General features: G+C 65.0%; 15 protein-coding genes. 14 read left to right on the top strand and 1 reads right to left on the bottom strand.

Annotation, left to right across the window (positions count from 1 at the left end):
* Positions 1-55: 55 nt before the first annotated feature.
* From rbfA to DM806_RS21180, 6 genes are read left to right on the top strand one after another with little or no spacing between them, the layout of a single operon-like run.
* The gene (rbfA, locus tag DM806_RS21205; protein WP_179045141.1) at positions 56-457 is read left to right on the top strand and encodes a 30S ribosome-binding factor RbfA; all 402 of its coding nucleotides are present in this window, start codon (positions 56-58) and stop codon (positions 455-457) included.
* A gap of 1 nt (position 458) precedes the next feature.
* A complete protein-coding gene (locus DM806_RS21200; RefSeq protein WP_256869421.1) occupies positions 459-770 on the top strand; it encodes an AbrB/MazE/SpoVT family DNA-binding domain-containing protein in 312 nt (103 codons plus the stop codon).
* Entirely contained in the window at positions 767-1,153 is a 387-nt protein-coding gene (locus DM806_RS21195; RefSeq protein ID WP_179045140.1) for a type II toxin-antitoxin system VapC family toxin, read from the top strand. Before DM806_RS21200 ends, DM806_RS21195 begins: the two co-directional genes overlap by 4 nt.
* A 17-nt stretch (positions 1,154-1,170) precedes the next feature.
* Positions 1,171-2,046, top strand: a complete 876-nt coding sequence (locus DM806_RS21190; RefSeq protein ID WP_372859693.1) for an alpha/beta hydrolase family protein — start codon at positions 1,171-1,173, stop codon at positions 2,044-2,046.
* A 9-nt stretch (positions 2,047-2,055) separates the two neighbouring features.
* On the top strand, positions 2,056-2,634 hold the full coding sequence (locus tag DM806_RS21185; protein WP_179045139.1) for a thymidine kinase: 579 nt from the start codon (positions 2,056-2,058) through the stop codon (positions 2,632-2,634).
* The gene (locus DM806_RS21180; RefSeq protein ID WP_179045138.1) at positions 2,631-3,188 is read left to right on the top strand and encodes a GNAT family N-acetyltransferase; all 558 of its coding nucleotides are present in this window, start codon (positions 2,631-2,633) and stop codon (positions 3,186-3,188) included. The genes DM806_RS21185 and DM806_RS21180 overlap by 4 nt, the downstream gene beginning before the upstream one ends.
* A 3-nt stretch (positions 3,189-3,191) precedes the next feature.
* On the opposite strand, the gene DM806_RS21175 is transcribed toward DM806_RS21180, so the two are convergent.
* Positions 3,192-3,887: an HAD family hydrolase gene (locus DM806_RS21175; RefSeq protein WP_179045137.1), complete on the bottom strand. Its 696-nt coding sequence runs from the start codon at positions 3,885-3,887 to the stop codon at positions 3,192-3,194.
* Between the two features lie 121 nt (positions 3,888-4,008).
* Between DM806_RS21175 and truB the strand changes: the two genes are divergently transcribed.
* From truB to ligA, 8 genes are all read left to right on the top strand, one after another.
* On the top strand, positions 4,009-4,917 hold the full coding sequence (truB, locus tag DM806_RS21170) for a tRNA pseudouridine(55) synthase TruB (RefSeq protein WP_179045136.1): 909 nt from the start codon (positions 4,009-4,011) through the stop codon (positions 4,915-4,917).
* Between the two features lie 17 nt (positions 4,918-4,934).
* Positions 4,935-5,204 carry a 30S ribosomal protein S15 gene (rpsO, locus tag DM806_RS21165; RefSeq protein ID WP_179045135.1) on the top strand — a complete coding sequence of 90 codons (270 nt, stop codon included), beginning with the start codon at positions 4,935-4,937 and terminating at the stop codon, positions 5,202-5,204.
* Positions 5,205-5,379: 175 nt separating this feature from the next.
* Entirely contained in the window at positions 5,380-7,722 is a 2,343-nt protein-coding gene (gene pnp, locus DM806_RS21160) for a polyribonucleotide nucleotidyltransferase (RefSeq protein WP_179045134.1), read from the top strand.
* A gap of 157 nt (positions 7,723-7,879) precedes the next feature.
* The gene (locus DM806_RS21155) at positions 7,880-8,899 is read left to right on the top strand and encodes a sensor histidine kinase (protein WP_179045133.1); all 1,020 of its coding nucleotides are present in this window, start codon (positions 7,880-7,882) and stop codon (positions 8,897-8,899) included.
* Positions 8,900-8,955: 56 nt separating this feature from the next.
* On the top strand, positions 8,956-9,753 hold the full coding sequence (locus DM806_RS21150; RefSeq protein WP_179045132.1) for an outer membrane protein assembly factor BamD: 798 nt from the start codon (positions 8,956-8,958) through the stop codon (positions 9,751-9,753).
* Positions 9,754-9,861: 108 nt separating this feature from the next.
* Positions 9,862-11,526, top strand: coding sequence for a DNA repair protein RecN (gene recN / locus DM806_RS21145; protein WP_179045131.1), 1,665 nt, complete (start codon positions 9,862-9,864; stop codon positions 11,524-11,526).
* A gap of 49 nt (positions 11,527-11,575) precedes the next feature.
* Positions 11,576-11,950 carry a putative quinol monooxygenase gene (locus DM806_RS21140; RefSeq protein WP_179045130.1) on the top strand — a complete coding sequence of 125 codons (375 nt, stop codon included), beginning with the start codon at positions 11,576-11,578 and terminating at the stop codon, positions 11,948-11,950.
* Between the two features lie 237 nt (positions 11,951-12,187).
* Complete coding sequence (ligA, locus tag DM806_RS21135) at positions 12,188-14,305, top strand: NAD-dependent DNA ligase LigA (RefSeq protein ID WP_179045129.1); 2,118 nt, start codon at positions 12,188-12,190, stop codon at positions 14,303-14,305.
* The last annotated feature ends 65 nt before the right edge of the window (positions 14,306-14,370 follow it).

Here is a 14,370-nt window from a genome sequence, read left to right as displayed (position 1 = left end):
CTCAGGAGGGTCATGTGCCCCTCCTGAGACCAAAAGGGAGGGGGGAGTTTTAATTATGGCTCAACAGCAATCCGAAGGCCCCTCCGTCCGCCTCCTTCGCGTGGGTGAGCAGGTGCGCCATGTCCTGTCCGAAATTCTCCAGCGCGGCGATGTGCATGACGATGTGCTGGCCAAGCATGTCGTCAGTGTCACCGAAGTGCGCATGTCGCCCGACCTGCGCCACGCGACGGTCTTCATCAAGTCGCTGCTGGGGCAGGATGAGGAAGCGGTGCTCAAGGCGCTGCGCACCAACACCGCCTATCTCCAGCGCGAGGTGGCGCACCGCATCCGCCTCAAATATGCGGCGAAGCTGAAGTTCCTGTCGGACGAAAGTTTCGACGAGGGTAGCCATATCGACAAGCTGCTCCGTGATCCCAAGGTCGCGCGCGACCTGGCGCAGGATGAGGGCGAGGATTGACTTGGGTGACGGTAAGACGCATCTTACCGTCATGAACGCCAAGACCACCCTGTCGGCGAAAGGTCAGGTCGTCATCCCCAAGGATGTGCGCGACCAGCTTGGTCTTATGCCAGGGCAGGTGCTGGACGTCGTCGCCATGGGCGGCGGCGTGCTGCTGAAACCGCAGCACAAGAAGTCCGGCCGGAGCTTTGATGAGATCATGGCCGGAATCAGGGCGCGTATCGATTATCAAGGGCCGCCCGTGACGATCGAGGACATGAACCAGACGATCGCGGAAGGCTGGCGCAAAGCGGCCGAGGATAGCGATCGTTGAAAGCGGTCGATACGAATATCCTGGCTCGGGCCTTGGTCCGGGACGATATTCGGCAGGCCGAGATCGCGGATGCCCTGATCGCCGAAGGCATCTTCATTCCCCTCACCGTGATGTTGGAAACCGCATGGCTGCTCGGTAGCCGTTACAAGGTGGAGCGATCGGCGCTGGCGGATATCCTGTCCGACATCATGGACTTGCCGAACGTCGAAGTGGAGCAAGCCGATGGCGCGCGATGGGCTGTGGCGCAATTTCGCGCTGGCGCGGACATTGCCGATGCCATCCATGTCCTAGCCGCCAACGGCGCTGAAGCGTTCGTGACGTTTGATGAACAGGCTTTCCGCAAGCTGGCCGATCCGCCCGTAGCAATCGAGGTTCCGAGATGATGCGTTTCCTGTCCGCCATGATGCTGGCCTGTGCGGTGATCGTACCCGCCCAGGCAAAAGATCCCGCCACCCATCCCGCCGTCATCGCCGATCCCAAGCCCGACGCCGCTTACCAGGCGGGCATGAGCGCCTTCGTCATCCCTGCGCAGGATGGGGCAATGAACGCGGTCATATATACTCCCGCCGGGCCGGGCATCCATCCGACGCTGCTGCTGCTCCATGGCTTTCCCGGCAATGAGCAGAATCTGGATCTGGCGCAGGCCGCGCGGCGGGCCGGGTGGAATGTGCTGACGCTCCATTATCGCGGCAGCTGGGGCAGTCCCGGCACCTTCTCCTTCGGCAATGCGTCGGAGGATGCCTTCACCGCGCTCCAGTTCCTCCAGCAACCCTCGACCGTCGCCAGATATCGTATCGACACCAGCGCGATCGTGGTGGCGGGGCACAGCATGGGGGGCTTCATGGCCGCCGATGCCGCCGCCGCCGAACCGCGCGTCGCCGGGCTGTTCCTGATTGATCCCTGGGATCCGGCGCAGACCGTGGCGGCGCTCGCCACGGCGGAAGGGGAGGCGGGCTGGAAGGCCGAGGTGGCGGGCGACCTGCCACCGCTCAATGGCGCGACCTATGAAAGCCTGACGGGCGAGATCAAGGCGGATGGCGCGAAGTTCGATCTGGGGCGGCGGCTTGCCGGCTATGGCCGCCGGCCGCTGACCATGATCGGCGCGGAAAGGGGCATCGGCGCCATGGCGCGCAAGGCGGCCGCCGATGCGCAGGGTGCGAACCCGGATACGCGACTGATGGTCTGGCCGACCGATCACAGTTTTTCCGACAAGCGGATCGCGCTGGCCGACGCGCTGGTCCGTTTCCTCGCTGGCGTCGCGCCGACAATCCGCTAATCCCGCGCGATGGCGAAGCTCTATTTCTACTATAGCTCGATGAATGCGGGCAAATCGACGACGCTGCTGCAATCGGATTTCAACTATCGCGAACGTGGCATGGACACGATGCTCTGGACCGCAGCGCTGGATGACCGCTACGGTCAGGGGCGGATCGTGTCGCGCATCGGGCTGGAGGCGCATGCCGCTCTGTTCGACAGCGAAACCGACATGCTCGCCGCCATTGCCGCGGAGCATGCGGCGACGCCGCTTTCCTGCGTGCTGGTGGACGAAGCGCAGTTCCTGACCGAGGCGCAAGTGTGGCAATTGGGCGGGGTCTGCGACCGGCTGGGCATCCCCGTCCTTTGCTACGGCATCCGCACCGATTTCCAGGGGCAGTTGTTCCCCGGCAGCGCCGCACTCCTGGGGCTGGCCGACTCGCTCAGCGAGATCAAGACGATCTGCGAATGCGGACGCAAGGCGACGATGAACCTGCGCGTCGATGCGCAGGGCAGGGCGATCCGGCAGGGCGACCAGACCGAGATTGGCGGCAATGATCGCTATGTGGCGCTGTGCCGCCGCCATTTCGTGGAGCAGATGCAGGGATGAACCGGATCGATCAATTGCTGGCGCCGATCGACGCGCCCGGCCTGTATCTGGAGCAACTGCGCGAGGCGCATCGCGAAACGCTCCGCGCCATCTGTCCGATCGACGATCCGGTGTGGGAGATTTTCCCAAGCCGCTGGGCGGCGGAGGATTTCGACGCCGTCTTCGACGCGACCATCGCCAACCAGGATCGCTGTCCCTTCCTGATCCGCGCTGATGGCGTGGCAGTGGGCATGTCGGGCTATCTGCACCTCAATCCGGCGGACAACTGGCTGGAACTGGGTGGCACCTACATGACGCCGGCGGTGCGCGGCACGGGATTGAATGGCCGGATCAAGCCGTTGCTGATCGGGCGGGCGATCGACTGCGGCTTTACCCGGATCGAATTCCGCATCGACCAGCGGAACATCCGCTCGCAAAAGGCGGTGGAGAAGCTGGGTGCAGTGCGCGAGGGCGTGCTGCGCCAGCAGCGCATCACCTGGACCGGCCATATCCGCGACACGGTGATCTATTCGATCTTGGCGGATGAATGGCGGGCGCGGGCTGTGGAGAACTAATCATTACGATATAGAAACGATCCAGTCCGGCAGCTCCGCCAGCCGCTCCAATTGTGTGAAGTGCGGATGATCGGACGGCGCCTTGGCGCTTTCATGGTGCCAGGCGCCTTCCTGCGGGATGAAGGCGGCCCATGCCCCGGCTTCCAGTGCCGGGAGGATGTCCGAGCGCATCGAATCGCCGGCCATCACTGCTTCTTCGGGGGCGATGCCGTGGCGGGCGAAGAGGGTGCGGAAGGTGTCCGCCTTCTTGTCGCTGACGATCTCGATGCCGGAGAAAAGGTCGCCGAGGCCCGAGGCGGCCAGCTTGCTTTCCTGATGGAGCAGGTCGCCCTTCGTCACCAGCACCAGCGGGCCGACCTTTTCCAGCGTCTCCAGCGTGTTTTGAACCCCGTCGAACAGCTCGACCGGATGCGCGAGCAGGGCGCGACCGGCCGCCAATATTCCCTCTATCATCGCCGTCGAGAGGCTGTCGCCAGCCAGTTCCACCGCCGTCTCGATCATCGACAGGGTGAAGCCCTTGGCGCCATAGCCGTAGAGCGACAGATTGCGCGTCTCGCAGGCGATCAGCCGCTCGCGCGTGACGTCGGCCTCGGCAAAGGGGCGCAGCATGTCGAGCAGCGCATCCTCGGTCGCATTGAAATGGCGCATATTGTGCCAGAGCGTGTCGTCGGCATCGAGGCAGATGAGCTTGATCGTCATGGGTGACGAATAGCGCGGCGCGGGCCGTTGTGAAATGTCCGATCGACAAGGAGGTGTGTCCGTCGCGCTCATGGCTATTAAGGGCTGACAGGGCGGGGCAGGCGATATAGAGCGCGCCGCCATGCACGGCTGGATCATCCTCGACAAACCCCATGGCCTTGGCTCGACGCAGGCGGTCAGTGCGGTGAAGCGCGCTCTGCGGATACAGCGGGAAGTGCTGGGCGGAACGGAAAAGTGGAAGGTCGGCCATGGCGGCACGCTCGATCCGCTGGCGACCGGGGTGCTGCCGATCGCGATCGGGGAGGCGACCAAGCTCGCCGGGCGGATGCTCGAGAGCGACAAGATTTATGATTTCACGATCCGCTTCGGTGTCCAGACCGATACGCTGGATCTGGAGGGGAAGGCGATAGCGCAGAGCGATCATCGGCCGACGCCGGGGCAAGTGGAGGCGATCCTGCTCCGCTTTACCGGCCCGATCGAGCAGGCGCCGCCCGCCTACAGCGCCATCCTGATCGACGGCCAACGCGCCTATGACCTCGCCCGCAAGGGGGAGGAGGTCGAGATGAAACTGCGGTCGGTGACGATCCATGCGCTGACGATCGGCGCGCAGGAGCAGGAAGGGGGAGCACTCGCCTCCGTCACCCTGACCGCCCATGTTTCCAAGGGCACCTATATCCGCTCGCTTGCCCGCGACATTGCGCTGGCGCTCGGCACGGTCGGCCATGTCACGATGTTGCGCCGGATCAAGGCCGGGCCGTTCGCCCTGGAAGCCGCGATTTCACTGGACAAATTGGACGAAGCTGCTAGGGGCGGCGGCATCGCGCAGTGCATGCTGCCGTTGACGGCGGGGCTGGACGACATCCCGGCTCTCGCAGTCTCTCCCGATGAAGCACTGGCTCTCCGACAGGGGAAGGTGCTCGTGGGGAAACCGCATACCGGCTTGATGCTGGCGATGGCGGGCGACACGCCCGTCGCGCTGGTCGAAGCCAGTGGCCCGGAAATCCGGGTGGTGCGCGGCTTTAATCTCTAGATACAGAAAGGAAGCCGATGTCGATCACTGCAGAGCGCAAGGAAGCGCTGATCAAGGAACATGCCCGCGTCGAAGGCGACACCGGTTCGCCGGAAGTCCAGGTTGCGATCCTCTCGGAGCGCATCGCCAACCTGACCGAGCATTTCAAGGGTCATCACAAGGATAACCACAGCCGTCGCGGCCTGCTGATGCTGGTCAACAAGCGTCGTTCGCTGCTGGACTATCTGAAGAAGAAGGATGTGGGTCGCTATAACGACCTCATCGCCAAGCTGGGCCTGCGTAAGTAAGCCTGCTACAAAGGGACGGCCCCATTCGGGGCCGTTTCCGATTCTGGAATGGGGCGCAATCCGGCGCCCTGTTGCATATCAGGGGCCACACGATGCCCCGACACCGCAGCGGGCCGGCTAGCCCGCGCCACAGGCCCCGCCCGGCAATAGGGCCAGGCGGGCGAAGGAAAATATTATGTTCGATGTAAAGAAAGTTTCGATCGAGCTGGGCGGCAAGACGCTGACCCTCGAAACCGGCCGTATCGCACGCCAGGCCGACGCCGCCGTGCTGGCGACCTATGGCGAAACCGTGGTGCTGTGCGCCGTGACCGCCGCCAAGTCGGTGAAGGAAGGCCAGGACTTCTTCCCGCTGACCGTCCACTATCAGGAAAAATATTCGGCCGCCGGTCGCATTCCGGGTGGCTTCTTCAAGCGTGAGCGCGGCGCGACCGAAAAGGAAACGCTGGTTTCCCGCCTGATCGACCGCCCGATCCGCCCGCTGTTCCCCGAAGGTTTCTATAACGAAATCAACGTGATCGCGCAGGTTCTGTCGTTCGATGGCGAGAGCGAGCCCGATATCGTGGCGATGATCGCCGCGTCGGCCGCGCTGACCCTGTCGGGCGTGCCCTTCATGGGTCCGATCGGCGCCGCCCGCGTCGGTTACAAGGATGGCGAATATCAGCTGAACCCGAGCCTTGACGAAGTGAAGACCGGCGAACTCGACCTGGTCGTCGCCGCCACCGGCAACGCCGTGATGATGGTCGAATCCGAAGCCAAGGAATTGTCGGAAGACATCATGCTGGGCGCGGTCCTGTTCGCCCATGAAGCGTCGAAGAAGGTCGCCAACGCGATCATCGACCTCGCTGAAAAGGCCGCGAAGGATCCGTGGGATATCGCCAAGGGCGACAATCTGGACGATCTGAAGAAGAAGCTGAAGAAGCTGATCGGCAAGGACATCACGGCCGCCTACAAGCTGACCGACAAGTCGGCCCGCTCCAACGCGCTCAATGAAGCCCGCGCCAAGGCGAAGGCCCAGTTCACCGAAGACGGCCTTGACGCCCAGACCGTGATGGCCGGCATCAAGCTGACCAAGAAGCTGGAAGCCGAAATCGTGCGCGGCGCCATCCTGAAGGACGGCAAGCGCATCGACGGCCGCACCACCACCCAGATCCGCCCGATCGAGGCGATGGTGGGCTTCCTGCCGCGCACCCATGGTTCGGCGCTGTTCACCCGTGGTGAAACGCAGTCGATCTGCACCACCACGCTGGGCACCAAGGACGCCGAGCAGATGATCGACGGCCTGACCGGCGTTCATTATGAAAACTTCATGCTGCACTATAACTTCCCGCCCTATTCGGTCGGTGAAGTCGGCCGCTTCGGCGCGCCGGGCCGTCGCGAAGTCGGTCATGGCAAGCTGGCATGGCGCGCCCTGCACCCGGTGCTGCCGACCAAGGATGAGTTCCCCTACACCATCCGCGTCCTGTCCGACATCACCGAGTCCAACGGCTCGTCCTCGATGGCGACGGTCTGTGGCGGTTCGCTGTCGATGATGGACGCGGGCGTTCCGCTGAAGCGTCCGGTGTCGGGCATCGCCATGGGGCTGATCCTGGAAGGCTCCAAATTCGCTGTCCTCAGCGACATTCTGGGCGACGAGGATCATCTGGGCGACATGGACTTCAAGGTGGCCGGTACCGAAGCGGGCATCACCACCATGCAGATGGACATCAAGGTTGCCGGCATCACGCAGGAAATCTTCGAAGTCGCGCTGCGTCAGGCCAAGGAAGGCCGCGCGCACATTCTCGGTGAGATGAGCAAGGCGCTGTCCTCGACCCGCACTGAACTGTCGGCCCACGCCCCGCGCATCGAGACGATCCAGATCGACAAATCGAAGATCCGCGACGTCATCGGCACCGGCGGCAAGGTCATCCGCGAGATCGTCGCGGAAACCGGCGCCAAGGTCGACATCGACGACGAGGGCATCATCAAGATCAGCTCGTCCGACATCGCCCAGATCGAGGCCGCCAAGAAGTGGATCCTCGGCATCGTCGAGGAAGCGGAAGTCGGCAAAGTCTACACCGGCAAGGTCGTCAACATCGTCGACTTCGGTGCGTTCGTGAACTTCATGGGCGGCAAGGACGGTCTCGTCCACGTGTCCGAAATGAAGAATGAGCGTGTCGAAAAGCCGACCGACGTCGTGTCGGAAGGCCAGGAAGTGAAGGTCAAGGTTCTCGAAATCGACCCGCGCGGCAAGGTTCGCCTGTCCATGCGCGTCGTCGATCAGGAAACCGGCGAGGAACTGGAAGACACCCGTCCGGCCCGCGAACCGCGTGAACCCCGTGGAGATCGCGGCGACCGTGGTGATCGGGGCGACCGTGGCCGTGGCCCGCGTCGTGACGGCGGTGATCGTGGCGGTCGCGGTGGTGATCGGGGCGGCGATCGCGGCCCTCGCCGTGACCGTGGCCCGCGCAGCGAAGGCGGCAAGGGCGGCGATGACGACGGCTCCAACGCCGGTCTGCCCGACTTCCTGACCCAGGACTGATCGGTCCGGTCAGCGTCGCATCAACAGGATAGAAAGGGGCATCCGGTTTCGCCGGGTGCCCCTTTTTTCGTCGCAAAAGCGATCCGGCGACTGATTTCGATCAATGCGACCCGATAAGGTTCTGCTACTGTAACAAAACGCCATCCTGGGGATCGAGATGCAGAGGAGCAACGAGCGCTTTGTCGAACGCCTGCCGCTCGTGCTCGATCGGCCGGTCTATGCCTATGTGTTGAGCCTGATCTTCTGCGCCGCGGCGCTGATGCTGCGCTTCGCGGCCGATCCGCTGCTGCCTAGCGGCTATCCCTTCGTCACCTTCTTTCCTGCCGTCATCCTCTCCTCCTTCCTCTTCGGCGTGCGGCCAGGCATTTTCTCCGCGATACTCTGCGGCATTCTGTCCTGGTATTTCTTCATCCCGCCGCCTTTCGGCTTCGTGCTGAACCCGGCCGTCGCCGTGGCGATGCTTTTCTATTCGGCCGTGGTCGTGGTCGACATCCTGCTGATCCACTTCATGCAGAGCGCCAATTTCGCCGTGGCGGTCGAGCGTGAGCGCAGCCGGACCCTGGCGGACAATCGCGAACTTCTGTTCCGCGAATTGCAGCATCGCGTGTCCAACAATCTCCAGGTGGCGGCCGCGATGCTCTCGCTTCAGCGCCGCCATATCGACCATGACGGCGCCCGCCGCGCGCTGGACGACGCCGCCGAACGGCTGGCGCTGATCGGGCGCATCAGCCGTGCGCTCTACGATCCATCCGGCAAGGGGCAGAATCTGCGCGAATTCCTCACCGAACTCGCGCGCGACGTGCTGGATGCGAGCGGACGTCAGGATATCCGGCTGAGCGTGGTCGCGCCTGCCGGCCTAACCCTGGACGCCAATACCGTCATTCCGCTGGCGCTGGTCGTCGCCGAAGCGGTCAGCAACGCCATCGAACATGGCCTGCCCGACCGGGCCGGGCGGATCGAGATCGCGCTGGCGGAAGAGGGGGATGGCGTCAGGCTGCGGATTGCGGACGATGGATATGGCGTGGCCGCGGATGTCGATGCGAGCAAGGCCGAATCCTTGGGCCTGCGCATCGCCCATGCGTTGGCGGCGCAGCTGGGCGGCTCCTTCGTGCTGGAGCCGGGCGACCCGCGCGGGGCGATCGCCAGGCTCGATCTGCCGTTCCGGACAGCGAGTTGAACGGCCCAGCATTCTGCCGCTTGGCGGCGGCCACCGGCTCGGCTATGACCCGCCCCATGCTGACGAAAAACCTGACGCGCATCGGCGCGGTCGCCGCCCCGGTTCTGCCCGCGATCCTTCTGGCCGCCCTGCTGTCGGGTTGTTCGACATCGAAGAACAAGGCCGATACGCTCTATGTCGCGCGCGACGTATCGACCCTCTACAATAGCGGCAAGTCGCGGCTCGATCGCGGCCAGTATAAGCTTGCCGCCGCCCTGTTCGATGAGGTGGAGCGCCAGCATCCCTATTCGCCCTGGGCGCGCCGCGCGCAGCTCATGTCGGCGTTCAGCTATTATATGAACCGCGATTATCCGGAATCGATCGCGGCCTCGCAGCGCTTCCTGTCGATCCACACCGGCAACAAGGACGCGCCCTACGCCTATTATCTGATCGCGCTCTGCTATTATGAGCAGATTGCCGACGTCACCCGCGACCAGAAGATCACGCAGCAGGCGATGGATGCGCTGGGCGAACTGATCCGCCGCTATCCCGACACCCGCTACGCCGCCGACGCGCGGCTGAAGGTCGACCTGGTGAACGATCACCTGGCCGGCAAGGAGATGGAGGTTGGCCGCTTCTACCAGCGCCGCGGCCAGTGGCTCGCCGCCACGCTGCGCTTCCGCACCGTGATCGACAAGTATCAGACGACGACCCATACGCCCGAAGCGCTGGAGCGTCTGGTCGAATCCTATCTCTCGCTCGGCATCCCCGCCGAAGCGCAGAAGGCCGCCGCCGTGCTGGGCCGCAACTATCCCGGCACCAAATGGTATGAGCGCAGCTACAAGCTGATGCAGCAACATGGCGGCAAGGCCTGACGGCCTGACATCGTCACCCCGGTGCAGGTCGGGGTCTCAGGCCTCTGGGTTCGCCCCAGCGGCACGAGATCCCAGCCTTCGCTGGGATGACGATCGTGAACGAACGGCATGCTGACCTCGCTCGCCATCCGCAATGTCGTGCTGATCGAGGCGCTGGACCTGGAGTTCGGCGCGGGTCTGTCCGTGCTGACCGGCGAGACGGGCGCGGGCAAGTCGATCCTGCTCGATTCGCTGGGCCTTGCGCTGGGCGCGCGCGCCGACACCGGCCTCGTCCGCAATGGCGAGGCGCAGGCGAGCGTGGTCGCGACCTTCGATCCGCCTGCTGCCGACCACCGCGCCACCGCGCTGCTGGTCGAGAATGGCATCGATATCGAGCCGGGCGAGCCGCTGCTGATCCGCCGTCTGGTGAAGGCCGATGGCGGCAGCCGCGCCTTCGTCAACGACCAGCCCTGTTCGGCGGCGCTGCTGCGCGACCTGGGCGGATCGCTGGTCGAGATTCACGGCCAGCATGACGATCGCGGCCTGCTCAACCCGCGCGGCCACCGGGCGCTGCTCGACACTTATGGCCGCTGCGAGGCGGAGGCGGTCGCTGCCGCCCATGCCGGCTGGCGCAGCGCCACGAGTGCATTGGCCGAAGCCCGCACCATCGTCGACAATGCCGCACGCGACCGCGATTATCTGACTCATGCGGTCGAGGAATTGCGCAAATTCGCGCCGGAAGCCGGTGAGGAAGCGGCGCTGGCCGAGGAACGCGCGACCATGCAGAAGGGCGCGCGCCTGACCGACGATTTGTCCGCCGTCAGCGACTGCCTGACCGGAACGGATGGCGGCCTTGCCCAGTTGCGTCAGGCTGCGCGGCGGCTCGACCGGATCGCCGGGGAAGAGCCGCTGCTGACCGCCGTGCTCGAAGCGCTCGACCGCGCCGTTGTGGAAGCGGGAGAAGCGGAGGATCGTCTGGCCGAAGCCGCCGAGGCGCTGAGCTTCGATCCCGCCCGGCTCGACGCGATCGAGACGCGGCTGTTCGACCTGCGCGGTCTGGCCCGTAAGCATCAGGTCGCAGCGGACGACCTTGCCGCGCTGCGCGACGAGATGGCCGCGAGGCTCGCCGCGATCGAGGGCGGGGAGGAGCATATCGTGGCGCTGGAAAAGGATGTCGCGGCGAAGGCCGCCGCCTATCGCGCCGCCGCGCAGGCGCTGTCGGCCGAGCGCCAGCTGGCCGCCGGACGGCTCGATGCGGCGGTCGCCGGGGAACTCGCGCCGCTGAAGCTGGACGCCGCGCGCTTCCGCACCGTGGTCGCGCCGCTGGACGAGGGCCAGTGGAGCGCGCAGGGGATGGACCGGGTCGAGTTCGAGATTTCGACCAACCCCGGCGCGCCTTTCGCGCCGCTGGCGAAGATCGCGTCCGGCGGCGAATTGTCGCGCTTCATCCTCGCGCTCAAGGTCGCGCTGGCGGAGCGGGGCGGGGCGGATACGTTGATCTTCGACGAGATCGACCGGGGCGTGGGTGGTGCTGTGGCTGATGCGATCGGCGAGCGGCTGGCGCGGCTGGCGCAGAGCAACCAGATCCTCGTCGTCACCCACAGCCCGCAGGTCGCGGCGCGCGGGGCAGGCCATATGCTGATCGCCAAGTCTTCGGATGGTACGGTGACGCGCACCGGCGTCCACGCGCTGGACGATAGCGAACGCCGCGAGGAAATCGCGCGGATGCTGTCGGGCGCGGAGATCACGGCGGAAGCGCGGGCGCAGGCGGAGCGGTTGCTGGAGCGGGTTTAATTCTCCTTCGCTCGAAGCGAACGGATAGTGGAGGTAGAGGACAAGCTATATGACCCATAACCGCAGGGACATGCTCGGCCTCGCCGCCGCCGCGATCGCCAGCACCACCATTCCCGCAGCCGCGCAGGAGGCAAAGCCGCGCTATGGCCTGATCGGCCAGATGCTCAGCGCACCCGGCAAGCGCGACGAACTGGTCGGCTATCTCAGGGCAGCGACCGGCGCGATGCCGGGCTGCCTGTCCTATATCGTGGCGCTCGACACCGCCAATCCCGACGCGATCTGGATCACCGAAGTCTGGGACAGCCGCGAAAGCCACGCCGCCTCGCTCAAACTCCCCGCCGTCCGCGCCGCCATCGCCAAGGCGAAGCCGATCATCGCGGGCTTCCCCCAGCATTTCGAGACGGTGCCGGTAGCGGGGGTATGACAATGGAAATGACTTGGTTTTGGGTGATCGCTCTGTTGTTCGCAGCACTAGTCTTGCTGGTTCGCGCATTCGTTGACGCCAGAAAGCGGCAATATCTCTGGGCAGTGGCAAGTTTTGCCGGAGCCTTGGCCATTTTATGCGCCCCTATCCAGACGCACGCTGTTAAAATCGACCTGCCGCGCTCCGCAGGACAATAGCGGTCTTTGTGGACGACAAGCTGTTCGCTAAAGCATCCCCATGATCGATCCCGCGACCCTCACCGAAGCCGAAGCCGCCAACCGCCTGATGCGCCTTGCCAAGGAGGTCGCACGGCATAACCGGCTCTATCATGACCAGGATGCGCCGGAGATCAGCGACGCGGACTATGACGCGCTGATCCGCGAGAATAACGCGCTCGAAGCCGCCTTCCCGCAGCTGATCCGCGCCGATTCGCCCAATGCGCAGGTCGGCGCTGCTGCCACTTCGGCACTGAAGAAAGTGCCGCACGCGGTTCGCATGATGAGCCTCGACAATGGCTTTTCCGATGAGGACATTGCCGAATTTCTCGCCCGCGTGCGCCGCTTTCTGGCGCTGCCCGAGGCCGAACCGCTGGCGCTCACCGCTGAGCCGAAGATTGACGGTCTGTCCTGTTCGCTGCGCTATGAGCAGGGCGAACTGGTGCTGGCCGCGACCCGTGGCGACGGCGCTACCGGCGAGGACGTCACCGCCAATGTCCGCACCATCGCCGACATTCCCCAGCGGCTGACCGGCCCCGCCATCCCCGACCTGTTCGAAGTCCGCGGCGAGGTCTATATGGCCAAGGGCGATTTCGTCGCGCTCAACCAGCGTCTGCTGGCCGAGGCCGACGACCCGGAAAAAGCCCGCCAATTCGCCAATCCCCGCAACGCCGCCGCCGGATCGCTGCGGCAGAAGGACGCCGCCGTCACCGCCAGCCGCCCGCTGCGCTTCCTCGCCCATGGCTGGGGCGCCCACAGCGCGCTGCCCGCCGAGACGCAACTGGGCGTGATGCAGGCGATTGCGGGCTGGGGGCTGCCGGTATCGGACATGCTCGCCTGCGTCGATAGTCTCGACGCCCTCATCGCCCATTATCGCGGGATCGAGGCGGCGCGCGCCGACCTGCCCTTCGATATCGACGGCGTGGTCTACAAGGTCGACCGGCTCGACTGGCAGCAGCGGTTGGGCTTCGTGGCGAAGGCGCCGCGCTGGGCGATCGCGCATAAATTCCCCGCCGAGCGTGCGCAGACGACATTGGAAGCGATCGACATTCAGGTCGGGCGCACCGGCAAGCTGACCCCGGTTGGCCGCCTGACCCCCGTGACCGTGGGCGGCGTGGTCGTCTCCAACGTGACGCTGCACAATGCCGACGAGATTGCGCGGCTGGGCGTCCGCCCCGGCGACCGCATCGTCGTCCAGCGTGCGGGCGACGTCATCCCGCAGGTGGTCGATAACCTGACCCGCGAGGAGGCGCGCGAACCCTTCCACTTCCCGACCCATTGTCCGGTCTGCCAGTCCGAAGCCGTGCGCGAGGAGGAAGAGGTCGATTTCCGCTGCACCGGCGGCCTGATCTGCCCGGCCCAGCGCTTCGAGCGGCTGCGCCATTTCGTCAGCCGTGCGGCGCTGGATATCGAGGGGCTGGGCGAAAAGACGATCCAGGAATTTCTCGACCTTGGCTGGATCAAGGAGCCCGCCGATATCTTCCGGTTGAAGAAGCACGGGTCGGAGTTGCTGGGCCGCGAGGGATGGAAGGAGAAGTCGGTGGACAACCTCCTCGCCGCGATCGAGGCCAAGCGCCAGCCCGACGCCGCGCGCCTGCTTTTTGGCCTTGGCATCCGCCATGTCGGTGCGGTGACGGCGCGCGATCTGCTCAAGCGGTACACGACGCTGCCGGGCGTTCGCGCGCTGGCGCAGGAGATCATCGCCCTGCGTGACGCCGCTGATCCGGCGGAAACGCAGGCCAAGCGCGACAAGGCGATCGCCGAACATATCGGGGTCGAGAATGTCGGCGCGGCGGTCGGTCATGCGCTCGCGGATTTCTTCCACGAACCGCATAATATGGAGGCGTGGGACGATCTTCTGTCCGAGGTGACGCCGCCCGACTATGTCGTGGAAACCACCGCCAGCGCGGTGACGGGCAAGATCGTGGTCTTTACCGGCAAGCTCGAAACGATGAGCCGTGATGAGGCCAAGGCGCAGGCCGAACGGCTGGGCGCGAAGGCGGCGGGATCGGTCAGTGCCAAGACCGATCTGGTCGTGGCCGGGCCGGGCGCGGGCACTAAGCTCAAGCAGGCCACAGCGCTCGGCATCGAAGTCATAACCGAAGAGGCATGGGCGAAGATTGTGAAGGCGGCTGGGTAAGGCAGCCGTCATCAAGGCGAGATACGTCAATCTCCGTTTGGAGATTTGAAGCAGGTGAGGTCGAC

The sequence above is a fragment of the Sphingobium lactosutens genome (genome assembly GCF_013393185.1).
In the GTDB taxonomy this organism is placed as follows: domain Bacteria; phylum Pseudomonadota; class Alphaproteobacteria; order Sphingomonadales; family Sphingomonadaceae; genus Sphingobium; species Sphingobium lactosutens_A.
Note: the sequence above shows the minus strand (reverse complement) of the source record. Positions and strands in the feature narration are given on the sequence as shown.

Bases quoted from the DNA above. Each gene is read 5' to 3' on its own strand.
- ligA (WP_179045129.1), top strand. From the start codon at position 12,188: ATGATCGATCCCGCGACCCTCACCGAAGCCGAAGCCGCCAACCGCCTG.
- truB (WP_179045136.1), top strand. From the start codon at position 4,009: ATGCACGGCTGGATCATCCTCGACAAACCCCATGGCCTTGGCTCGACG.
- rpsO (WP_179045135.1), top strand. From the start codon at position 4,935: ATGTCGATCACTGCAGAGCGCAAGGAAGCGCTGATCAAGGAACATGCC.
- rbfA (WP_179045141.1), top strand. From the start codon at position 56: ATGGCTCAACAGCAATCCGAAGGCCCCTCCGTCCGCCTCCTTCGCGTG.
- DM806_RS21155 (WP_179045133.1), top strand. From the start codon at position 7,880: ATGCAGAGGAGCAACGAGCGCTTTGTCGAACGCCTGCCGCTCGTGCTC.
- DM806_RS21180 (WP_179045138.1), top strand. From the start codon at position 2,631: ATGAACCGGATCGATCAATTGCTGGCGCCGATCGACGCGCCCGGCCTG.
- DM806_RS21140 (WP_179045130.1), top strand. From the start codon at position 11,576: ATGACCCATAACCGCAGGGACATGCTCGGCCTCGCCGCCGCCGCGATC.
- pnp (WP_179045134.1), top strand. From the start codon at position 5,380: ATGTTCGATGTAAAGAAAGTTTCGATCGAGCTGGGCGGCAAGACGCTG.
- DM806_RS21150 (WP_179045132.1), top strand. From the start codon at position 8,956: ATGCTGACGAAAAACCTGACGCGCATCGGCGCGGTCGCCGCCCCGGTT.
- DM806_RS21190 (WP_372859693.1), top strand. From the start codon at position 1,171: ATGATGCTGGCCTGTGCGGTGATCGTACCCGCCCAGGCAAAAGATCCC.
- DM806_RS21175 (WP_179045137.1), bottom strand. From the start codon at position 3,887: ATGACGATCAAGCTCATCTGCCTCGATGCCGACGACACGCTCTGGCAC.
- DM806_RS21185 (WP_179045139.1), top strand. From the start codon at position 2,056: ATGGCGAAGCTCTATTTCTACTATAGCTCGATGAATGCGGGCAAATCG.
- recN (WP_179045131.1), top strand. From the start codon at position 9,862: ATGCTGACCTCGCTCGCCATCCGCAATGTCGTGCTGATCGAGGCGCTG.